Origin of the sequence: Pseudomonas sp. B16120 (assembly GCF_044218845.1) — a bacterium.
Lineage (GTDB): Bacteria > Pseudomonadota > Gammaproteobacteria > Pseudomonadales > Pseudomonadaceae > Aquipseudomonas > Aquipseudomonas paracarnis.
On the sequence record NZ_CP162588.1, the window covers coordinates 5,852,073 to 5,866,430 of the forward strand.

General features: G+C 59.5%; 15 protein-coding genes. 8 read left to right on the forward strand and 7 right to left on the reverse strand.

What is annotated here, in order from left to right:
* Positions 1 to 40 precede the first annotated feature (40 nt).
* On the forward strand, positions 41 to 706 hold the full coding sequence (locus tag AB4P90_RS27385) for a polysaccharide lyase family 7 protein (RefSeq protein ID WP_014720275.1): 666 nt from the start codon (positions 41 to 43) through the stop codon (positions 704 to 706).
* Between the two features lie 482 nt (positions 707 to 1,188).
* Entirely contained in the window at positions 1,189 to 1,482 is a 294-nt protein-coding gene (locus AB4P90_RS27390; RefSeq protein WP_395605511.1) for a fructose-bisphosphate aldolase, read from the forward strand.
* 76 nt (positions 1,483 to 1,558) lie between these two features.
* On the opposite strand, the gene AB4P90_RS27395 is transcribed toward AB4P90_RS27390, so the two are convergent.
* Entirely contained in the window at positions 1,559 to 2,020 is a 462-nt protein-coding gene (locus AB4P90_RS27395) for a DUF3757 domain-containing protein (RefSeq protein WP_019817467.1), read from the reverse strand.
* A 440-nt stretch (positions 2,021 to 2,460) separates the two neighbouring features.
* Between AB4P90_RS27395 and AB4P90_RS27400 the strand changes: the two genes are divergently transcribed.
* Positions 2,461 to 2,808 carry a hypothetical protein gene (locus AB4P90_RS27400; protein ID WP_139271876.1) on the forward strand — a complete coding sequence of 116 codons (348 nt, stop codon included), beginning with the start codon at positions 2,461 to 2,463 and terminating at the stop codon, positions 2,806 to 2,808.
* A 108-nt stretch (positions 2,809 to 2,916) separates the two neighbouring features.
* Here the strand turns inward: AB4P90_RS27400 and fba are convergent, their stop codons facing one another.
* The 6 genes from fba to tkt form a co-directional block, all read right to left on the reverse strand.
* Positions 2,917 to 3,981: a class II fructose-bisphosphate aldolase gene (fba, locus tag AB4P90_RS27405; RefSeq protein WP_003177554.1), complete on the reverse strand. Its 1,065-nt coding sequence runs from the start codon at positions 3,979 to 3,981 to the stop codon at positions 2,917 to 2,919.
* 124 nt (positions 3,982 to 4,105) lie between these two features.
* On the reverse strand, positions 4,106 to 4,438 hold the full coding sequence (locus AB4P90_RS27410; RefSeq protein ID WP_069868815.1) for an MliC family protein: 333 nt from the start codon (positions 4,436 to 4,438) through the stop codon (positions 4,106 to 4,108).
* A 61-nt stretch (positions 4,439 to 4,499) separates the two neighbouring features.
* Entirely contained in the window at positions 4,500 to 4,727 is a 228-nt protein-coding gene (locus AB4P90_RS27415) for a hypothetical protein (RefSeq protein ID WP_003194953.1), read from the reverse strand.
* A gap of 31 nt (positions 4,728 to 4,758) precedes the next feature.
* A complete protein-coding gene (locus tag AB4P90_RS27420; protein ID WP_122300965.1) occupies positions 4,759 to 5,922 on the reverse strand; it encodes a phosphoglycerate kinase in 1,164 nt (387 codons plus the stop codon).
* 17 nt (positions 5,923 to 5,939) lie between these two features.
* A complete protein-coding gene (gene epd / locus AB4P90_RS27425) occupies positions 5,940 to 6,995 on the reverse strand; it encodes an erythrose-4-phosphate dehydrogenase (RefSeq protein WP_003194958.1) in 1,056 nt (351 codons plus the stop codon).
* 138 nt (positions 6,996 to 7,133) lie between these two features.
* A complete protein-coding gene (tkt, locus tag AB4P90_RS27430; RefSeq protein WP_014720280.1) occupies positions 7,134 to 9,131 on the reverse strand; it encodes a transketolase in 1,998 nt (665 codons plus the stop codon).
* Between the two features lie 260 nt (positions 9,132 to 9,391).
* Here tkt and AB4P90_RS27435 point away from each other — a divergent pair, with 260 nt between their 5' ends.
* From AB4P90_RS27435 to AB4P90_RS27455, 5 genes are all read left to right on the forward strand, one after another.
* Complete coding sequence (locus tag AB4P90_RS27435; RefSeq protein WP_003194962.1) at positions 9,392 to 10,387, forward strand: metalloregulator ArsR/SmtB family transcription factor; 996 nt, start codon at positions 9,392 to 9,394, stop codon at positions 10,385 to 10,387.
* A gap of 19 nt (positions 10,388 to 10,406) precedes the next feature.
* Complete coding sequence (gene metK, locus AB4P90_RS27440) at positions 10,407 to 11,597, forward strand: methionine adenosyltransferase (RefSeq protein ID WP_003194964.1); 1,191 nt, start codon at positions 10,407 to 10,409, stop codon at positions 11,595 to 11,597.
* Between the two features lie 212 nt (positions 11,598 to 11,809).
* A complete protein-coding gene (locus tag AB4P90_RS27445) occupies positions 11,810 to 12,160 on the forward strand; it encodes a DUF1090 family protein (protein ID WP_014720281.1) in 351 nt (116 codons plus the stop codon).
* Positions 12,161 to 12,255: 95 nt separating this feature from the next.
* Positions 12,256 to 13,920, forward strand: a complete 1,665-nt coding sequence (gene ligB, locus AB4P90_RS27450) for an NAD-dependent DNA ligase LigB (RefSeq protein WP_395605512.1) — start codon at positions 12,256 to 12,258, stop codon at positions 13,918 to 13,920.
* A 38-nt stretch (positions 13,921 to 13,958) separates the two neighbouring features.
* Positions 13,959 to 14,354, forward strand: coding sequence for a DUF1090 domain-containing protein (locus AB4P90_RS27455; RefSeq protein ID WP_014720283.1), 396 nt, complete (start codon positions 13,959 to 13,961; stop codon positions 14,352 to 14,354).
* The last annotated feature ends 4 nt before the right edge of the window (positions 14,355 to 14,358 follow it).

Below are 14,358 nucleotides of genomic sequence, written 5' to 3' on the forward strand. Positions count from 1 at the left end.
TTGGGCCAATGCCTACACCCTCTGTAAAAAGGCCAACACCATGATCGACCTTTCCACCTGGAACCTGAGCATCCCGGTCGGCTCCCCACCCACGACCATTGAAACGCCAAGGCTGATGAGCGGCTTCAACGATCAATACTTCCAGGCCGAAGGCAGCGATGTGCAGTTCTGGACGCCTGTGACGGGCTCGCGAACCGAAAATGCCATCTACCCACGCAGCGAATTGCGTGAAACCTACGCCGACGGCCGCCTGCGTAACTGGACCTACCCCGAAGCCGACAACTTCCTGCGCGCCACCCTCACCGTCAACCAGGTGCCCTCCTCCGGCAAGATCGTGATCGGCCAGATCCACGCCTACGACAGCCAGAAACCGTTGATCAAGCTGGAGTACCAATTCAAGGAGAAAACCCAGACCGGCAACATCGTCGCCAAAGTGCGCATGCGCCCGGACGAAGCCGAAAGCCAGGTGATCATCGTCGCCTCCAATGTGCCACTGCAGAAGAGCTTCACCTACGTGATCAACCTCAACAAAGCCGGGCTGCTGAGCGTGTATGCCGCCGACAGTGAGTGGAATGAACGCATAGGCGCGGCCTGGGGTGACAAGCCGTTGTACTTCAAGGCGGGGGTGTACGTGCAGGACAATTCGGGCGACACCAATGAGGGCGCGCGGGTGACGTTTGCGAAGTTGGATATTGATCATGAGTGAATCGTCCCGTGAGACACCGGATTTTTCCCAGATAAATCCAAAGCTTTAAACACACCGCCGCCCCCTGTGGGAGCCGGGCTTGCCCGCGATGGCGGCACATCAGCCACTATCCTAGGCGCCTGACACACCGCCATCGCGGGCAAGCCCGGCTCCCACATTGACCGTGCATCGGCTTCAAGGTCGGGTGTGAGTCCTACAGCACCGTTGCGGCCAGCCACATCGCCGCTTATAGTTCGCCCCGTCGCTGGCATTGATCGGCGATAGGGTTTCGCAGCCCTAACGATACGTGTGTAACCAAGCATCATGAATACAACGATGAGCGCTTCGGCGCCCGTCGTCTGTTTAATGGTGGCTGTGTGTGGGAGACCTTCGGGTCTGCCGGGTTCCTCGTATCCTCGGTCTGCGAACCTGCACACAGCTACCACCCACTTCGTTTCGCAGCGAATGGCGGTAGTCCTTTTCAGATACGAGGAATATTTGCCATGACCCAACAGCTTCCACCCCGCCGCTTTAGCCCCTGCACAGAAACCGCCACCGACTACCCCGTGCTGCTGATCGACAGCGAAGCCCCACTGCTCGACCTCCACGCCTGCCTGCGCGAACACCTCAACGCCGCTCTGGAACACCTCAACCTGATGGCTTGCTCCAGCCTGCCGGATTTTGCCGAGCGCGACCTGAACAACATGGCCAATACCGCACGCATTCTGGTGCAGGACGTGAGTGATGTGTTTCGGGTCATTGAACACCGTGGATTCGATACATCACCGCCGAGCTGATCGAAACCCGGACACAAAAAACCCGCATTTCTGCGGGTTTTCTTTAGGCGACGAAAGATTGGAAAATCCCCCGCCCCTACTTCTGAACAGGCAATGTGAACTTGGCAGGCCCCTTTGAGTTCATCAGCTTAAAAGCACAGTCCGTGACTTTACTATTTGTACACTCTTTATTCTCATTCCAACCAGAACCGTTAGCCACGGGAGGCAATACAAACCGCTTCGACAACCTCAAATAATCGTCCTTGCCTTTCCCGCTGTAATTGCAGATTACGTAGTGATAAGGCAATTTCGTTTCGCTGTCTGTCCCTTGCCTGATCGCTGCGCCCAGAAACTTGACCCCCTCAGCCCCAGAATAATCGTCAACGAGCCGTTCGCCACTCCATTGCTGCTCTTGCTCTCCAGCTGAAAACTGAATACTCACAACCTTGATAGTTGAAGAATCTGGGCAAGATAACTGGGCCGCCTGTGCATTACCTATCAGCATCAATGCACCCGTCGCCGCAAAAAACTGAAGCCACTTAAGAGTTGAATGTGACATAGCGTATTCCCCTTCCTGGATGAGTGAGCCAAGCATGCGCAAGAGGGTTAACTGGCGATACTGTCAACATTGACAGGTTTTAATACAACTTAGAAATAAGCAACGCAAATGTAATTGCTTCAACTCGATTGCGCCTTCCTTCCTTTATGAAGACAAATGCATTAACACTGTTTTCTGCTGCTAGGCATGGTACTGCCCAATTTTCCGTACCATAACGTTCAGCGAGGTACAACAAATAGGTCGTTCTCGCTCAATCGCAATATTTCGAGGTCTATTTTTACATCTGCCGCCATTTACTTTCAATTCCAAAACAGTATAAGACACTGTCATATTTCACAGGTGCCATACAGACCAACTCTCTATAGCCTTACAAAAACGGCACAACAAAAAATGCGCCGTTTTAAGCTAATCCTTTATCAAACGTTATAGGGAATTTTATCATGACAATGCCTAACCCAATGGGAACCTATGCCGGACAAACAGTCGCCAACAAGGCTGATCGTTACTTGACCATCACAAGTGCCGACAGCCATACCGGTGAAGTAACCGCACTCTACCATGACGGAGCCAGTGCCAATTGGCTCAGCGGAACCTATAAGTTTGCGAATGCTGAAAGGGGAGGACCAGCGAGGTTCGATTTGGCCAGTAACGCAGGCGAGCAAACGTCTTACAAATTTGTACTGGTTTCAAATCCAGTGGATATTTCCACTCCATTCAATACGTTAACTGGAGATTTCTGGGTGCATGGCGGCAGTTATCGCGTAGACTTGAAAAGGACTCTTAATTGATCTCAAACGATGAGGGTGACACAAAAAGATTAGCGGCTCAGCGACACCCTCTTTTATGTCTAACAAAAAAGCCCGCATCGCTGCGGGCTTTTTATTAACACTTGAGGCTCAGTTCACCTTAGCGTTCAACTCACCTTTCAAATACCGCTGGTACATCGCTTCCAGTGAGATCGGCTTGATCTTAGAAGCATTACCCGCCGTACCAAACGCTTCATAACGTGCGATACACACATCACGCATCGCCGTCACGGTGGCGCCGAAGAATTTACGCGGGTCGAACTCGCTCGGGTTGGTGGCCATCAGGCGACGCATCGCACCGGTGGAGGCCAGGCGCAGGTCGGTGTCGATGTTGACCTTGCGCACGCCGTACTTGATGCCTTCGACGATTTCTTCAACCGGTACGCCGTAGGTTTCTTTGATGTCGCCGCCATACTGGTTGATGATCGCCAGCCACTCTTGCGGTACCGAGGAAGAACCGTGCATCACCAGGTGGGTGTTGGGGATGCGCTTGTGGATTTCCTTGATGCGGTCGATGGCCAGCACGTCGCCGGTAGGCGGCTTGGTGAACTTGTAGGCGCCGTGGCTGGTGCCGATGGCGATGGCGAGGGCGTCGACCTGGGTCTTCTTGACGAAGTCGGCCGCTTCTTCCGGGTCGGTCAGCATCTGGCTGTGATCCAGCACGCCTTCGGCGCCGATGCCGTCTTCCTCGCCGGCCATGCCGGTTTCAAGCGAACCCAGGCAGCCCAGCTCGCCTTCAACCGAAACGCCGCAGGCGTGGGCCATGGCCACGGTTTGTTGGGTCACGCGTACGTTGTACTCGTAGTCGGTTGGGGTTTTGCCGTCTTCACCGAGGGAGCCGTCCATCATCACCGAGCTGAAGCCCAGTTGGATCGAGCGCTGGCACACGTCAGGGCTGGTACCGTGGTCCTGGTGCATGCACACCGGGATGTGCGGGAATTCTTCGATGGCAGCAAGGATCAGGTGACGCAGGAACGGGGCGCCAGCGTATTTGCGCGCACCGGCCGAAGCCTGGACGATCACTGGGGAGTCGGTCTTGTCAGCGGCTTCCATGATGGCGCGCATCTGCTCAAGGTTGTTGACGTTAAAGGCTGGGACGCCGTAGCCGAACTCGGCTGCGTGGTCCAGCATTTGACGCATGCTGATAAGTGCCATTGTGTTGTCTCTCCCGGTCGAGGGTCGTTAATCGTGCAAGCCTGCCGTAGCGGCGGCTGCTATTCAAGTTATTGCAGATCAAGGGGTTGAGCCTTGTGCTGCTGAATCGTTATTGCTGTTGGGTTCAGTTGGCTTTGCAGCCGCGCCCAATCAAATCATCCGTCGCTACCCAGTAAACCAGGCCTTCCTCACCTTTGGTGTGAAACGCCAACTGGCCGTCGCTGTACAGCACGCCGGAGGCGGCTACCTCTTGCTTGAGCCGATAAACCTGGTCCGAACCGCCGAGGCGTACATCCACTTCGGAACGGGCCTTGTTGGCAAAGCGCCAGTTGACCTCGGCCTTGCTGTCGCAGGTCCAGGTGGTCCATTTGTCGGCTGGCTCTGCCTTGTTGAACAGGTTCATGCTGCTGCAGCCGGCCAACAGGGCCAGAGCTGCCAGGGCGAAAACGCCTTTCATTGCCAATCCTCGCAGGGAGGCCTATGGGCCGCCGTTGCTGTCGGTTAGTGGATCAGACCCGTCATGGGCAACCCTGTTCCTGACCGTTGGGCGCGGAGTCGTATTTCTCCAGCCGTTCGTTGCCGATGCGCTTGTTGATCACCGGCATGGTCTCGGCTTGCCAGTCAGCCTGGTAACAGCTTTTTCTCAACGGTGCCTTGGCGTTATCCGCCTCCGGCGCCGCGCTGGGTGTGCTGCCGCAGCCGGCCAACAGGCCCGCTGCGATCACCAGTGCCAACGACTTGATCATGGGAACGCTCCTTTTCCTGATCACGCGAGCCTTAACCTTTGGCTCGGGTTTCCAGCACTTCCACAGCTGGCAACACCTTGCCCTCGACGAACTCGAGGAAAGCGCCACCACCGGTAGAAATGTAGGAGATCTGATCAGCCACACCATATTTATCGATTGCCGCCAGGGTATCGCCACCGCCAGCGATGGAGAACGCCGAGCTTTCAGCGATCGCCTTAGCCAGCACTTTGGTGCCGTTGCCGAATTGGTCGAACTCGAATACGCCCACCGGGCCATTCCACAGGATAGTCTGGGATGCCTTGAGCAGCTCGGCGAAGTTGGCTGCCGTTTGCGGGCCGATGTCCAGGATCATGTCGTCGTCGGCCACGTCAGCGATGAGCTTGACGGTCGCCGCGGCGCTTTCCGCGAATTCCTTCGCAACCACCACGTCCACCGGCAACGGCACGCTGACCTTGAAAGCGATGGCGCGGGCGGTGTCGAGCAGGTCTGGCTCGTACAGGGACTTGCCCACCGGGTGGCCGGCAGCAGCCAGGAAGGTGTTGGCAATGCCGCCGCCGACGATCAGTTGGTTGCAGATCTGGCTCAGGCTGTTGAGCACGTCCAGCTTGGTGGACACCTTGGAGCCGGCAACAATGGCCGCCATCGGTTGGGCCGGAGCGCCCAGGGCCTTGCCCAGCGCATCCAGCTCGGCAGCCAACAACGGGCCCGCCGCGGCGACCTTGGCGAACTTGGCCACGCCGTGGGTCGAACCTTCGGCGCGGTGGGCGGTGCCGAACGCGTCCATCACAAACACGTCGCACAGGGCGGCGTATTGCTGGGCCAGTTCGTCGCTGTTCTTTTTCTCGCCCTTGTTGAAGCGCACGTTTTCGAACAGCACGATATCGCCGGCTTTCACGTCCACGCCGCCCAGGTAGTCTGCGACCAATGGCACGTCACGGCCCAGGGCCTTGCTCAGGTACTCGGCGACCGGCTTGAGGCTGTTTTCGGCAGAGAACTCACCTTCGGTCGGGCGACCCAGGTGGGAGCAGACCATCACGGCCGCGCCTTTTTCCAGGGCCAGCTTGATGGTCGGCAGCGAGGCCAGGATTCGCGCATCGCTGGTGACAACACCGTCCTTGACGGGGACGTTGAGGTCTTCGCGGATCAGTACGCGCTTACCTTGCAGATCGAGGTCGGTCATCTTCAACACGGTCATGGGTCGCAGTTCCTGAATTACTGTTGAGGTTGTTTAGAAGCGATGTGCAGATAGTGTTCGGCAACATCCAGCATGCGGTTGGCAAAGCCCCATTCGTTGTCGAACCAGGCCAGAATGTTCACAAGCCTGGGGCCGGAAACGCGGGTCTGGCTGGCATCGACAATCGCCGAATGCGGGTCATGGTTGAAATCGCAACTGGCGTGGGGCAGCTCGGTGTAGGCCAACAGACCTTTGAGCGGGCCGCTGGTGGCGGCGTCGCGCAGGATCCGGTTGACTTCGGCCGCGTCAGTGTCACTGACGGTTTGCATGGTGATATCCAGGCAAGACACATTCACCGTCGGCACCCGTACGGCTTTGGCCTGGATTCGCCCGGCAAGTTCCGGCAGCAGTCGCTCGATGCCACGCGCCAGGCCGGTGGACACCGGAATCACTGACTGGAACGCCGAACGCGTGCGCCGCAGGTCTTCGTGGTGATAGGCGTCGATGACCGGCTGGTCGTTCATCGCCGAGTGAATCGTGGTGATCGACACGTAATCCAGGCCGATCGCCTGGTCCAGCAGGCGCAGCAACGGCACGCTGCAGTTGGTGGTACACGACGCGTTGGACACCAGCAGCTCATCGCCGGTCAGGCAGTCCTGGTTGATGCCGTAGACGATGGTGGCGTCGACATCCGCCTCGCTGGCCATCGGCTGGGAAAACAGCACACGCGGTGCGCCGGCGTCGAGAAAACGCTGGCCATCGGCACGGGTGTGATAAACACCGGAGCATTCCAGCACCAGGTCGACGCCCAGTGCTTTCCAGTCGATGCCTTCGGGGGTGGCACTGCGCAACACTTGCACGCAGTTGCCATTGATATGCAGACAATCGCCTTCAACCCGCACTTCGCCAGGGAAACGGCCGTGGGTGGAGTCAAAGCGTGTCAGGTATTCGATGCTGGCCATGTCGGCCAGATCGTTGATCGCAACAATTTCAAACCCGGCCGCCGCCCCTCGCTCGAACAGAGCACGCAAGACGCAACGACCAATGCGGCCGTAGCCGTTGAGTGCAACTTTGTAGGGACGCGGTTGGGGCATGGGGTTCTCGATCAAGGTTAGTTCAGTGATGAATGTACTGGCGCCATCGCGGGCAAGCCCGCTCCCACAGTGGACCGCGATCCAAATGTGGGAGCGGGCTTGCCCGCGATGGCGCCAGTACAGACAACGCAGACTGACTTAGTCTTCCAGCAACTCTTCAGCCTGACCCAGGATGTTTTCCAGGGTGAAACCGAACTCTTCGAACAAGGCTGGCGCCGGTGCCGACTCACCGTAGGTGGTCATGCCGATCACGCGGCCTTCCAGGCCCACGTATTTGTACCAGTAGTCAGCGTGAGCCGCTTCGATGGCGATACGCGCACTGACCTGCAACGGCAATACCGATTGCTTGTAGCCGGCGTCCTGGGCTTCGAACACGCTGGTGCAGGGCATGGACACAACGCGCACGTTACGGCCCTGGGCAGTCAGCTTGTCGTAGGCCTGAACGGTCAGGCCCACTTCGGAACCGGTGGAGATCAGGATCAGCTCCGGCTCGCCGATGCAGTCCTTGAGCACATAACCGCCACGGCTGATGTCGGCGATCTGCGCGTCGGTACGCACCTGGTGCTGCAGGTTCTGACGCGAGAAGATCAGCGCCGAAGGGCCGTCCTTGCGCTCGATGGCGTGCTTCCAGGCCACAGCGGATTCCACCGCGTCGGCTGGGCGCCAGCAATCGAGGTTCGGCGTGGTACGCAGGCTGGTCAGTTGCTCGACCGGCTGGTGCGTCGGGCCGTCTTCGCCCAGGCCGATGGAGTCGTGGGTGTAGACGTGGATCACGCGCTTCTTCATCAGCGCCGCCATACGTACGGCGTTACGTGCGTATTCCATGAACATCAGGAAGGTCGCGCCGTAAGGCACCAGGCCACCGTGCAGGGACACGCCGTTCATGATGGCGCTCATGCCGAACTCGCGCACGCCGTAGTACATGTAGTTGCCGCTGGCGTCTTCGGCAGAGACACCTTTGCACCCCTTCCACAGGGTCAAGTTGGAACCGGCCAGGTCAGCCGAACCGCCGAGGAACTCAGGCAGCAACGGGCCAAAGGCGTTCAGGGTGTTCTGGCTGGCTTTACGGCTGGCGATGGTCTCGCCCTTGGCCGCGACTTCAGCGATGTAGGCCGAGGCCTTTTCCGAGAAGTCGGCAGGCAGGTCACCGGCCAGGCGGCGTACCAGCTCGTTGGCCAATTCCGGGAATTCGGCGGAGTACGCAGCGAAACGCTGGTCCCACTCGGATTCAGCCGCCAGGCCTTTTTCCTTGGCATCCCATTCGGCGTAGATATCGGCCGGGATTTCGAACGGGCCGTGGTTCCACTTCAGTGCTTCGCGGGTCAGGGCGATTTCCGCGTCACCCAGCGGGGCGCCGTGGCAGTCTTCTTTACCCTGCTTGTTCGGCGAGCCGAAACCGATGGTGGTCTTGCAGCAGATCAGGGTTGGCTGCGCGCTCTTGCGAGCGGTGTCGATGGCGGTCTTGATCTCTTCCGGATCGTGGCCGTCGACATTGCGGATCACCTGCCAGTTGTAGGCTTCGAAACGCTTAGGCGTGTCGTCAGTGAACCAGCCTTCGACTTCACCGTCGATGGAGATGCCGTTGTCATCGTAGAAGGCAATCAGCTTGCCCAGGCCCAGGGTACCGGCCAGGGAGGCGACTTCGTGGGAAATGCCTTCCATCATGCAGCCATCACCCAGGAATACGTAGGTGTGGTGGTCAACGATGTCGTGGCCAGGGCGGTTGAACTGCGCGCCCAGGACTTTTTCCGCCAGGGCGAAACCAACCGCATTGGCCAGGCCTTGGCCCAGGGGGCCGGTGGTGGTTTCCACGCCTGGGGTGTAGCCGAATTCCGGGTGGCCCGGGGTACGGCTGTGCAGCTGACGGAAGCTCTTGAGGTCGTCAATGGTGACATCGTAGCCGGTCAGGTGCAGCAGCGAATAAATCAGCATCGAGCCGTGGCCGTTGGACAGCACAAAGCGGTCACGGTCGGCGAACGACGGGTTGCTCGGGTTGTGTTTCAGGTAGTCACGCCAAAGTACCTCGGCGATATCCGCCATGCCCATCGGGGCACCGGGATGGCCGCTGTTGGCTTTTTGCACGGCATCCATGCTGAGGGCACGAATGGCGTTGGCACGCTCACGACGGCTGGGCATCGCTGATCTCCTGGAGTTTGCTTATAAAGAAACGGAAAAAAGGACCGGCATTTTCCCTCAGCCACCGCCTGCGGGCAATGACAGATAGTTACTTGTGGGCGTTTTTCCTGTGCTTTGGGCACCAATCCCTTGCAGAAACCTTTAACCGGTTCGTCTAAAGGTTATAGCGATGGCTTATAACCGCCACTTATCGATCAATATCAAAACTTTTTGATATTGGCCTTGCGGGGATTTACACCCGTCACTAGACTGCTGGCCTTATGAACCTACCCGTGCCCTCCCTGCGTCCTGATGACGGCGATGAACTGGCTGCCTTGTGCAAGGCCGCTGGCGATCCCTTGCGCTTGAACGTACTGCGCGCACTGGCCAACGATTCTTTCGGGGTACTGGAGCTGGCGCAGATCTTCGCCATCGGCCAGTCCGGCATGAGCCACCATTTGAAGGTGCTGGCCCAGGCCGACCTGGTGGCTACCCGTCGCGAAGGCAATGCGATTTTCTACCGGCGTGCCCTGCCCCATACCGAACTGCTTGGCGGCAAATTGCACGCTGCCCTGCTCGACGAAGTGGATAACTTGTGCCTGCCCGGCGATGTGCAATCGCGCATCGGCCAGGTGCACGGACAACGCGCCGCCGCCAGCCAGGATTTTTTCTCACGGGTGGCCGACAAGTTTCGCGCCCAGCAGGATCTGATCGCCGGCTTGGCCCAGTACCGCGAAAGCGTACTGGCGCTGCTGGACAAGCTGAGCTTCAGTGAAGAGGCCACGGCCTTGGAAGTCGGCCCTGGCGACGGCGGTTTCCTGCCCGAACTGGCGCGTCGCTTCGAGCAGGTCACCGCGCTGGATAACAGCCCGGCGATGCTTGAACTGGCGCGCCAACTCTGTGAGCGCGAAGCCTTGGGCAATGTGCGCCTGCAGTTGGCCGACGCCCTGAGTGACACCGGCCTGCGAGCCGATTGCGTGGTGCTGAACATGGTCTTGCACCATTTCGCCGCCCCGGCAGAAGCTCTCAAGCAAATGGCCGGGTTGCTGCACCCCGGCGGTAGCCTGCTGGTTACGGATTTATGCAGCCACAACCAGAATTGGGCCAAGGAGGCCTGCGGTGATCTCTGGCTGGGTTTTGAACAGGACGATCTGGCCCGTTGGGCCACCGCTGCGGGACTCGTTCCCGGGGAAAGCCTCTATGTAGGTTTACGTAATGGTTTCCAGATTCAGGTCCGCCATTTTCAGCGACCGGCTGGCGACACTCACCATCGGTAAATATCAGGAAAACATCGAGATGAGCGAATACTCCCTTTTCACCTCCGAGTCCGTGTCTGAAGGGCATCCGGACAAAATCGCCGACCAGATTTCTGATGCGGTGCTGGACGCTATCATCGCTGAAGACAAGTTCGCCCGTGTGGCGTGCGAGACGCTGGTGAAAACGGGCGTGGCGATCATCGCCGGCGAAGTTACCACCACTGCCTGGGTCGACCTGGAGCAGATCGTGCGTGACGTGATCACCGACATTGGCTACAACAGCTCCGACGTCGGCTTTGACGGCGCAACCTGCGGCGTGATGAACATCATCGGCAAGCAGTCCCCAGACATCAACCAGGGCGTTGACCGGGCCAAACCTGAAGACCAGGGCGCCGGCGACCAGGGCCTGATGTTCGGCTACGCCAGCAACGAAACCGACGTACTGATGCCCGCGCCGATCACCTTCTCGCACCAGCTGGTACAACGCCAGGCCGAGGCGCGCAAATCCGGCGTACTGCCATGGCTGCGCCCGGACGCCAAGTCCCAGGTGACCTGCCGCTACGAAGGCGGCAAAGTGGTGGGCATCGACGCCGTCGTACTGTCGACCCAGCACAACCCGGATGTGTCCTACGCCGACCTGCGTGAAGGCGTGATGGAACTGATCGTCAAGCACGTGTTGCCTGCCGAGCTGCTGACCAAGGACACCCAGTTCCACATCAACCCGACCGGCCAGTTCATCATCGGTGGCCCCGTGGGCGACTGCGGCCTGACCGGCCGCAAGATCATCGTCGACAGCTACGGCGGCATGGCCCGTCACGGCGGTGGTGCATTCTCCGGCAAGGACCCGTCCAAGGTTGACCGCTCTGCGGCTTACGCCGGTCGTTATGTGGCCAAGAACATCGTGGCTGCCGGCCTGGCCGAGCGCTGCGAAATCCAGGTTTCCTACGCCATTGGCGTCGCCCAGCCTACGTCGATCTCGCTGAACACCTTCGGCACCGGCAAGATCAGCGATGACAAGATCGTCAAACTGGTGCGTGAGATCTTCGACCTGCGCCCTTACGCGATCACCACCATGCTCGACCTGCTGCACCCGATGTACCAGGAAACCGCAGCCTACGGCCACTTCGGCCGCACCCCGGCGCAGAAGACTGTGGGTGATGACACCTTCAGTACCTTCACCTGGGAAAAAACCGACCGCGCCAACGACCTGCGTACCGCCGCCGGCCTGTAATCGTTCGCGGTAAATAGAGCCCCGCCAGGTCTGCCTGGCGGGGCTTTTTGTTGCCTGCAGGGCCTCTTCGGGCTTTTTTGGATCCAAGGCTTGCAGGCAAAATGATGGCCCACTAGAATCCGCGCCCTCTCGGGCCCTTCACCTTATTTGGATATTGCACTGCGCCCGCCCGGGATGGATAAGCGCGCAGGCAATCGAACATTGAGGTTTTCATGCGCATTTCCACGCTCGCCCCTGCCGCCCTTCTGCTAAGCCTGTTCACCCTGTCGGCCCAGGCCGCTGACCTGAACGCGCTGAGCGGCGCCCTGAGTGCCCAGCTCGGTGGCGGCAACGCCGGCGACTGCCAGCAGCAACCCAAAGACCTGCAAGCCAAGATCGACGCGGCCAATGCCAAGAACGATCTGTTGAAAGTGCGGGCATATGAGGCTGCGCTGGAGCAGGTCAACAAAGCTTGCAACAAACTCGCCGACAGCCAGGCAAAAGTCGACGCCAAGCAGCAAAAACAGCAGGCCAAGGCTGAAAACAACGACGCTGTGAAGGCCTTGGGCGGCCTGTTCAAGTAAACAGAAATACCCGGTAAAAAGCCCCGCTCGGTCGGGGCTTTTTTGTGGGCGCGTGGATCACTTAGGCTGGGCGCCCTTTTCGAGCAAGGATGCTCATGATGCACGTATTACTGGCTGCTCTCATAAGCGCCCTGCCAGCCTGGGCCTGGGCCGAAGCCTGTCCGGATAACGTTCACTTGCAGTTGGAAACCCTGTCCAGGCAAATCCAGCAGTGGGACGACAGCTACCATCGGCAGGGCCAATCCCTGATCAGCGATGAACTCTACGACCAGGCCCGCAAGCGCCTCGCGCATTGGCAAGAATGCGCCCGCCAGCAGCCCCCCAAGGCTGATAACCCGCTAGCCAGTGCGCGCGGCACCCTACGTCACCCGGTCGCGCACACCGGTCTGCAAAAGCTGCCGGGCGAGCCTGCCGTCAGTGACTGGCTTAGCACACGCCAGGATGTATGGGTCCAACCCAAGGTCGATGGCGTCGCGGTGACCCTGGTGTATCGCCAGGGCCGCTTGCACCAGCTCATCAGTCGGGGCGACGGCCTGCTGGGGCACGACTGGTCAGCCTCCGCCGCCAAGATCCCCGGCATTGTCCAACAGTTGCCCGACGCCGTTGACGTGGTGCTGCAAGGCGAACTCTATTGGCGCCTCAATCACCATGTGCAAGCGCTCAAGGGCGGGCTCAATGCACGCAGTAAAGTGGCTGGCCTGATGAACCGTCGCCAATTGAGCGACGCCGAGGAGGCAGGGATCGGCCTGTTCGTCTGGGCATGGCCCGACGGCCCGAAGGACTTCACCGAACGCCTGGCCACCCTGGCGCGCTGGGGGTTTAGCGACAGCCAGCAGTACAGCCAACCCGTCGCTTCCATTAGCGAAGCTGCGCATTGGCGCACGCACTGGTACAACGCGGCATTGCCTTTCGCCAGCGATGGCGTGGTGCTGCACCAGGCTGCGCGAGCGCCCGCCGAGCGCTGGCAAGCCAGTGCGCCGTATTGGTCGGTTGCCTGGAAGTACCCTGCCATCAAGGCCCTGGCCCTGGTACGCAATGTCCACTTCAGGGTGGGGCGCACCGGGCGCATTACTCCAATCCTCGAGCTAGAACCCGTGCGGCTGGATGATCGGCAGATCAGCCGGGTCAGTGCCAGCTCCCTGAAACGCTGGCAAGCCCTGGATATCCGCCCCGGCGATCATGTGTCGATCAGCCTGGCGGGCCAGGTGATACCGCGACTGGACGAGGTGATCCTGCGCAACGAGACGCGCGTGGACCTGAAGGTACCCGACCCTCAAGACTTCCACGCTTTGAGCTGCTGGCAACTGGACCCCGGCTGCGAAGATCAGTTGCTCGCCCGCCTCACCTGGCTGAGCGGCAAACACGGCCTGGCCTTACCCCATATGGGCCGTGAAACCTGGAACGTATTGATTCAGGCCGGTCTAATCGCAGGCTTTCTCGATTGGTTGACCCTGGATGCGGCCGAGCTTGCTACCATTGAGGGCTTAGGCGAGCGGACCCGTGCGCGGGTGCTCGACAGTATTCAAAGCGCCCGGCAACGCCCTTTTTTACAATGGCTCCGCGCCTTGGGCATACCGCCAGCGGCGCGCAACAACCTGGAAGGTAACTGGCAGACGCTGGTCGCCAAAGACCCCCAAGCCTGGCTGGCCTCAGACGGCATTGGCCCGGGACGCGCGGCGCAACTCAGCGCTTTTTTTCGCGACCCGCAGGTACAAGCCTTGGCTGAAACATTACGCGTAGCCGGGATAGATGGGTTTTGAACACCCCCGGCCACCTGATTGCGAACTTGGAGCTTTATATGAAATTTCTCGCCCCCTTTGCCTTGCTGACCGTCGCAAGCTTCATGGCCACGCCGCTGTTGGCCGCCGAAGACGTACAACCCCTCACCGGCTGCGCCGCCAAGCGCCAGGCCATCAGCAGCCAGATCGAACAGGCCAAGGCCCACGGTAACCGCGCCCAGCAGGCCGGTCTGGAAAAGGCCTTGGACGAAGTCACTACCCACTGCACCGATGCCGGCTTGAAGAAAGAACGTGAAAACAAGGTGCTCGACGCCAAGCACGAAGTCAGCCGCCGTCAGGCCGACCTCGACAAGGCTATGAAAAAAGGCGACCCGGACAAGATCAACAAGCGTAAGGAGAAGCTGGCCGACTCGCGCAAAGAGCTGCAAGACGCGGTGGAAGAACTTGATCAGTAAAACC